The sequence below is a fragment of the Rhizobacter sp. genome (assembly GCA_021153565.1).
In the GTDB taxonomy this organism is placed as follows: Bacteria; Pseudomonadota; Gammaproteobacteria; order Burkholderiales; family Burkholderiaceae_C; genus Albitalea.
Genome location: JAJKJU010000373.1, coordinates 1 through 5,101, shown reverse-complemented (window position 1 = coordinate 5,101; position 5,101 = coordinate 1). Strand labels below are relative to the sequence as shown.

Below are 5,101 nucleotides of genomic sequence, written 5' to 3'. Positions count from 1 at the left end.
CTCATTCCCGACGCTTCTCGATCCGTTGCGCGAAGCGATGGGCAAACTTGGCTGCGAAGCAGCTTGCCTCCCGCCAACGCCATCGCGCTGGGCTGCGCTGGGCTGCGCTGGCCCAACGGACCGCATCGTGGCAGTCCGAACATCGGCAGCGGACCAACACATCACGCCTTGGATCTCATCTGGATCAGACCTGGCTGCGTCAAGCTCAGGCTTCGGCGATGCAGCAATGATTCAATCCCCATAGCACCACCGCCATACGGGCGGTTCAGTGCAGAGAGTCTTTAGCCTACCGGCCGCGGCGGTCATGCCGTGCCGTCAGCGCAGACCCGGGTGCCGCGTCCGCCAGGCTAAAGACTCTCTGCACTGGCTGCGCTTTGCGCCGAGTGTCGCGTCAAGCAACAAGTGTCGGCTGCTCGCTTGCTCTCGAAGCGCATTGCGGCGTTGCGCCTCCTCGCCAACGACGGCTATGACTCGTCGGCGCGCCTTGCACTGCGCTCCGACAGCGGCGCGATCAACCGACACTTGTGGCTTGACGCGACACTAGATCAGGCGCCGTTTGACGTGCTGCTCGAACACGCTCGAAATACTCTCAGCCTCTCAGGCTGGACGAGGTGGTTGGCAGGTAAATCTTTCTTGCAGCGCCTATTTCTTACTGAAGCTGATTTTTTGTGGGGCGGCAACGCGCCCTTCGTGTGAAGCCGCATTCTTGGGCTTGCTATGAAATGGCCGACGCACCGTTGCAAATAACACGGAAAAGTGCCTTCCAGTCGCTGACCGTCTGATGCGCCCAGATCTTCGCCGCATCGACGAGGTCCGCGTCGCTCACCGATGCCAGTGATCCCCGCAATTCCTCGGTTTGCTGCTGCGGCAGCCGACTTGCGCCGATCCGGTGGGCGAGCAATTGACGAAGCACCTGTGCTTCTAGCTTGCTGAGAATAGCCGTGGCCTCATCCGCGTCGGCTGCGAGTCCTTCGGCCACAAGCATGCCCTTGTCGGTGATAAAGGTGGCTTCGATATGTTCGTCGCCGTTTGCGCGCACGACCCGAGCCTGTGCGAGGCCGGCGTCTACCAGCGAAGTCATCGCTGCTTCGAGCGACGCACTGTCGCAGGCCATCACCATGGACAGCAAGTAGGGGTCAACGGGATCCGGATAGGCTTGGGCCATGGCATGCAAGACCCTGTCGCCGACCGGCTTCTCCAACAATTCCATGAGTTCTCCTCAGGAAGAGGGACAAGGGGGCGTGCAAGCCCCTATTGTCTCCTCAATGGCCTGCAAATCTCATAGGGAGAACAGCAATCGGTGTGCCGGTCGAGACTGTATGCCGTCAATGTCTTCTGTACTGCTGCGTCCCGAACAGCATTTCACGGGCAGTGTCGTCGACCAGGGGCCTGCGCTGTTGGCCAGCACATCTACGCCGCGGATAACCGCGGGGCGGGCTGCGATTTCGTCGAACCAGCCCTTCAGGAGCGGGTAGTCAGCCCAGTCGATGCCCTGGTTTTTCCACGAGCGCAGCCAAGGAAAAATCGCGATGTCGGCGATGGTGTAATGCGGGCCCGCGATGTACTTCGACTTGGCCAGCCGCTTGTCCATGACGCCGTAGAGGCGCCTGGCTTCACTGGTGTAGCGATCGATGGCGTAGCCGATCTTTTCCGATGCGTAGATGCGGAAGTGATGTGCCTGCCCGAGCATCGGTCCCACGCTGCCCATCTGGAACATGAGCCACTGCAGCACATCGAAACGGGCGCTCGTGCCGGCGGGCAGGAACTTTCCGGTTTTGCTGGCGAGGTACATCAGGATGGCGCCAGACTCGAAAAGCGAATACGGTTTGCCTTCCGGGCCGTCGGGATCGATGATTGCCGGTATTTTGTTGTTCGGACTGATTGCAAGAAAGTCCGGATTGAATTGATCTCCCGCACCAATGTCCACAGGGATGACGCGGTAAGGCACACCACACTCTTCGAGCATGATGTGAACCTTGTGGCCATTCGGTGTGGCCCACGAATACACTTCGATCATCGGTGAACTCCCAGGTGACGAATTTGCGCGTAGTGGCGCGACTCTAGCCGACAGTCCAATCTCCATGCTCAACGCGATCAAGCGCTGGATTTCGGGCGAACCACCCGGCCCCGACTGGGGGGAGGTCAGCTCGTGGGCCCAAAAACAGGGCTTCGGCTTCAAGCGTGCCAAGGAAGAAGAAGGTTTTGTCCTCGAGGGTACCTTCGGCGACAGGCCTTGGCGGCTCGAGTGGGGTGCGCCGCAGCGGGCCTACATCACCACCCACGAGCTGCGGTTGCGCATGGAGCTGCAGCTGCCGTCGGGGCTGCAGATGCTCATCATGACGCGGTCCCTGCTGGAAATGCTCGAGCGCGAAACCTTCGAGCGCTACACGGAGAGCAACCAGACGCTCATCGATGTATCTACACCGGAAGAGATGCGTTGGCTCGCAATGTTCCCGAAGGTGAACCTCGACCTGCCGAAGGACGTCCGTGTGCACTATGGTTCAGTCGCTGCCGATCCCATGGCTGCACTGCAATGGGTGGATGCAGAGTTGGGGCAGCAGCTGGAGAATGCCTCGCTCAACCTACTGAGAGACCAACCGCCCTTCGTACTGATGACCTTGCGCGGGCGGGTCTATATGCGATTGCAGTTGTCGATTCCCGAGCCGGAACGGCTGCAACAAGCGTTGGCCCTATTCAAGACCGCGGCGGCAGGAGCGATGCGCGCGGGGGGCAGCATCAGCGAGTCTCAAAACCAGGAATGGCCGACGACGGCCTCTACTGCTTGGCAGACGGACCTCATGCCGGAGGATCCAAAGGTGCGGGGCTGAGGCTGATCACGCGCTTGGTTCGCTCAACGGAACTGCGGCGCTCGCTTCTCGAAGAAGGCCTGCAAGCCCTCACCGGCGTTGTCGTGAAAAAGGTGTTCAATGAAGTGATTTCGCTCGGATTCAAGCTGCTGGGTGAGTGTCGCCGTGATGGCGTTCTGCAACAGTTCCTTGCCGCCGGCGATCGCATTGGGCGCCATGGCCGACAGTTGTTCGGCGACCTTCAAGGCTTCGGTGAGGGCTTGTCCGGTGTTTGTCACCCAATTGACAAGTCCCAGCGTGTGTAGCTGCTGCGAACTCACTGGCTCGCCCAGCCACACCCACTGCTGTAGCAACTGCCGTGGAATTGCATTTGAAAGATGCCAAGTGGCGCCGCCGTCGGGCGTGAGGCCGACGGCGGCGTACGACAGGATGAAGCATGCATCGTCGGCCGCAACGATCAGGTCGCAGGCGACCGCGAGCGAGAAGCCGGCACCCTCCGCCGCGCCTTCCACCGCCGCGATCACCGGCTTGGGAAACACGCGCAGGGCTTCGACGAACTGATGCAGTTGGTCAAGCATCCTGACCTCCGCATCGCCGCCGGACCCACGTCGCTGCCTGAGGCCGCTCAGGTTGCCGCCGGCGCAGAAATTCGAGCCGTCGCCGCGCAACACCACGGCGCGTATATCCTCGTTGGATTCGGCCACGCCCAGGGCTTCGACGCCGGCCGAGATCAACTGCTCAGACAGGGTGTTTCGCGTGGCGGGGTCGCTCAGAGTCAACACCAGAGTGCTGCCGTGCCGCTCGGTCGTCAGTTCGGAGGACATGGGGAGAGGGCGGCCACGAGGGCGCGGAAGCGAAGGGGGCGAGAATTGTGTCACGTACGGCGCGTGGCAGGCCTCACGCCCCTCGGAGTCCAGGGTGTTGGATACATGTAACCACATGCTAGAGTGCCACGGCTTTCACTGATACATGCCATGCGATCCGTCATCGCCGTCCTCGTCGTCGCTTGGACACTGTGCAGCCTGGCCTCGACCACAGGCGCAGTGGGGCCAGGCCATCCTGCGGGCGTCTCGATGACAGCGACAGCATCGGCATTGCCTGCTTCCTCAGGTGAACAAGCGCGGGGGACTCAGACAGAAGCCGAACAAAAATTGCTGGCCCTGGAAGAGCGACTCGAGCGCCAGCGACAGGAATACCAGGCTTTGCAGCAGACAGTGTCGATACTGCAGGCCAAGCTACGCGAAGCCGAGCATGCGCGACGAGCCAACCCGGCCCTCTACGGCCTCATCATCATTGTCGTCATGCTGCTCGGCAGCATCGTCGCGCTGCTTCTCCGGTTGTCGCGCCTTCAGAACCAGCGCACCTGGGTCGAGGAAGCGCGCGCGCTGACGGAACATCTCAGGCCTGGGCCTGTGTCGATGCAGCGGCACGGGCCGCTCGATGTCACGCCGCCCTTGAACGAGGCGACTATGACGTCCTTGCGCGAGTTGACGGAGCCTGCGCGCGAAGGCTCCGACAGATCCACTCAGCTGATCTGCGATTCGACAGTGCCGGCGACTTTTCCTGTCGCAGACGAGTTGACCGCCGAGGAGTTGATTGACCTCGAACAGCAGGCCGATTTCTTCATTGCACTCGGCCAGGAAGAGGCCGCTATCGCCCTTTTGATGGGCCACGTGCGAAGCGGTGTCGCCACGAACCCGAGGCCGTATGTGAAGCTGCTCGGCATCTATCGCCAACGCAGCGAGGGCGACGCTTACGAGCGCATCCGCAAACGATTCAACCGCCGCTTCAATGCGCATGCTCCCTCTTGGGAGGCCTACGGCGACCAGCGGCGCACGCTTGAAACCTACGAGGGCGTTCTCGATCGCATCGTCACCGCCTGGAAATCGCCAGCGCAGGCGGTCGACCTGCTGCAAGCCTTGCTGTATCGGCGAGACGCCTCGACGGAAACCTTCGAGCTCCCAGCCTATGAGGAGCTGCTGTTCCTGCACGCCGTGGCCCGCGACACGCTGGAGCACGTGACCAGCCCGCAAGGGGTTGACCTGCTGCTACCGATCGGCGGCGAGGAAGAGCCCTCGTCGATCATGCATTACGAGGCGACGCGCCCTCACGAATCGTGCATGCAGCAGGTTGATGTGGAACTCGATCTGCTGCCGCCGCGCAAGCGCTGAGAGGCTGAGAGTATTTCGAGCATGTCCGAGCAGCACGCCAAAAGGCACCTGATCTAGGCGCAAAGCGCAGCCATAGCGGGCTATGGCGAGCATTTGCAACGACGAGCAGGGGTCTTTTGGCGT

General features: G+C 61.6%; 5 protein-coding genes and 1 pseudogene. 3 read left to right on the top strand and 3 right to left on the bottom strand.

The window, feature by feature from the left end; genetic code table 11:
* Nucleotides 1-402: 402 nt before the first annotated feature.
* Complete coding sequence (locus AC30NL_RS22930) at nucleotides 403-696, top strand: hypothetical protein (protein ID WP_489466288.1); 294 nt, start codon at nucleotides 403-405, stop codon at nucleotides 694-696.
* A 19-nt stretch (nucleotides 697-715) separates the two neighbouring features.
* On the opposite strand, the gene AC30NL_RS22925 is transcribed toward AC30NL_RS22930, so the two are convergent.
* Both AC30NL_RS22925 and AC30NL_RS22920 read right to left on the bottom strand, forming a co-directional pair.
* Nucleotides 716-1,210 (bottom strand): hypothetical protein, encoded by a 495-nt coding sequence (locus AC30NL_RS22925; protein ID WP_489466287.1) that lies wholly within the window; start codon nucleotides 1,208-1,210, stop codon nucleotides 716-718.
* A 115-nt stretch (nucleotides 1,211-1,325) separates the two neighbouring features.
* Nucleotides 1,326-2,017 (bottom strand): annotated as a pseudogene (locus AC30NL_RS22920) (glutathione binding-like protein).
* Nucleotides 2,018-2,081: 64 nt separating this feature from the next.
* On the opposite strand from AC30NL_RS22920, the gene AC30NL_RS22915 reads away from it, so the two are divergent.
* Complete coding sequence (locus AC30NL_RS22915; RefSeq protein WP_489466286.1) at nucleotides 2,082-2,828, top strand: hypothetical protein; 747 nt, start codon at nucleotides 2,082-2,084, stop codon at nucleotides 2,826-2,828.
* Between the two features lie 23 nt (nucleotides 2,829-2,851).
* Here AC30NL_RS22915 and AC30NL_RS22910 read toward each other — a convergent pair whose 3' ends face one another.
* Nucleotides 2,852-3,631 (bottom strand): oxepin-CoA hydrolase, alternative type, encoded by a 780-nt coding sequence (locus tag AC30NL_RS22910; protein WP_489466285.1) that lies wholly within the window; start codon nucleotides 3,629-3,631, stop codon nucleotides 2,852-2,854.
* A gap of 150 nt (nucleotides 3,632-3,781) precedes the next feature.
* Between AC30NL_RS22910 and AC30NL_RS22905 the strand changes: the two genes are divergently transcribed.
* Nucleotides 3,782-4,978, top strand: a complete 1,197-nt coding sequence (locus AC30NL_RS22905) for a hypothetical protein (RefSeq protein WP_489466284.1) — start codon at nucleotides 3,782-3,784, stop codon at nucleotides 4,976-4,978.
* Nucleotides 4,979-5,101 lie beyond the last annotated feature (123 nt).

Coding starts and splice junctions, on each gene's coding strand:
- AC30NL_RS22905 (WP_489466284.1), top strand. CDS start 3,782: ATGCGATCCGTCATCGCCGTCCTCGTCGTCGCTTGGACACTGTGCAGC.
- AC30NL_RS22925 (WP_489466287.1), bottom strand. CDS start 1,210: ATGGAATTGTTGGAGAAGCCGGTCGGCGACAGGGTCTTGCATGCCATG.
- AC30NL_RS22910 (WP_489466285.1), bottom strand. CDS start 3,631: ATGTCCTCCGAACTGACGACCGAGCGGCACGGCAGCACTCTGGTGTTG.
- AC30NL_RS22915 (WP_489466286.1), top strand. CDS start 2,082: ATGCTCAACGCGATCAAGCGCTGGATTTCGGGCGAACCACCCGGCCCC.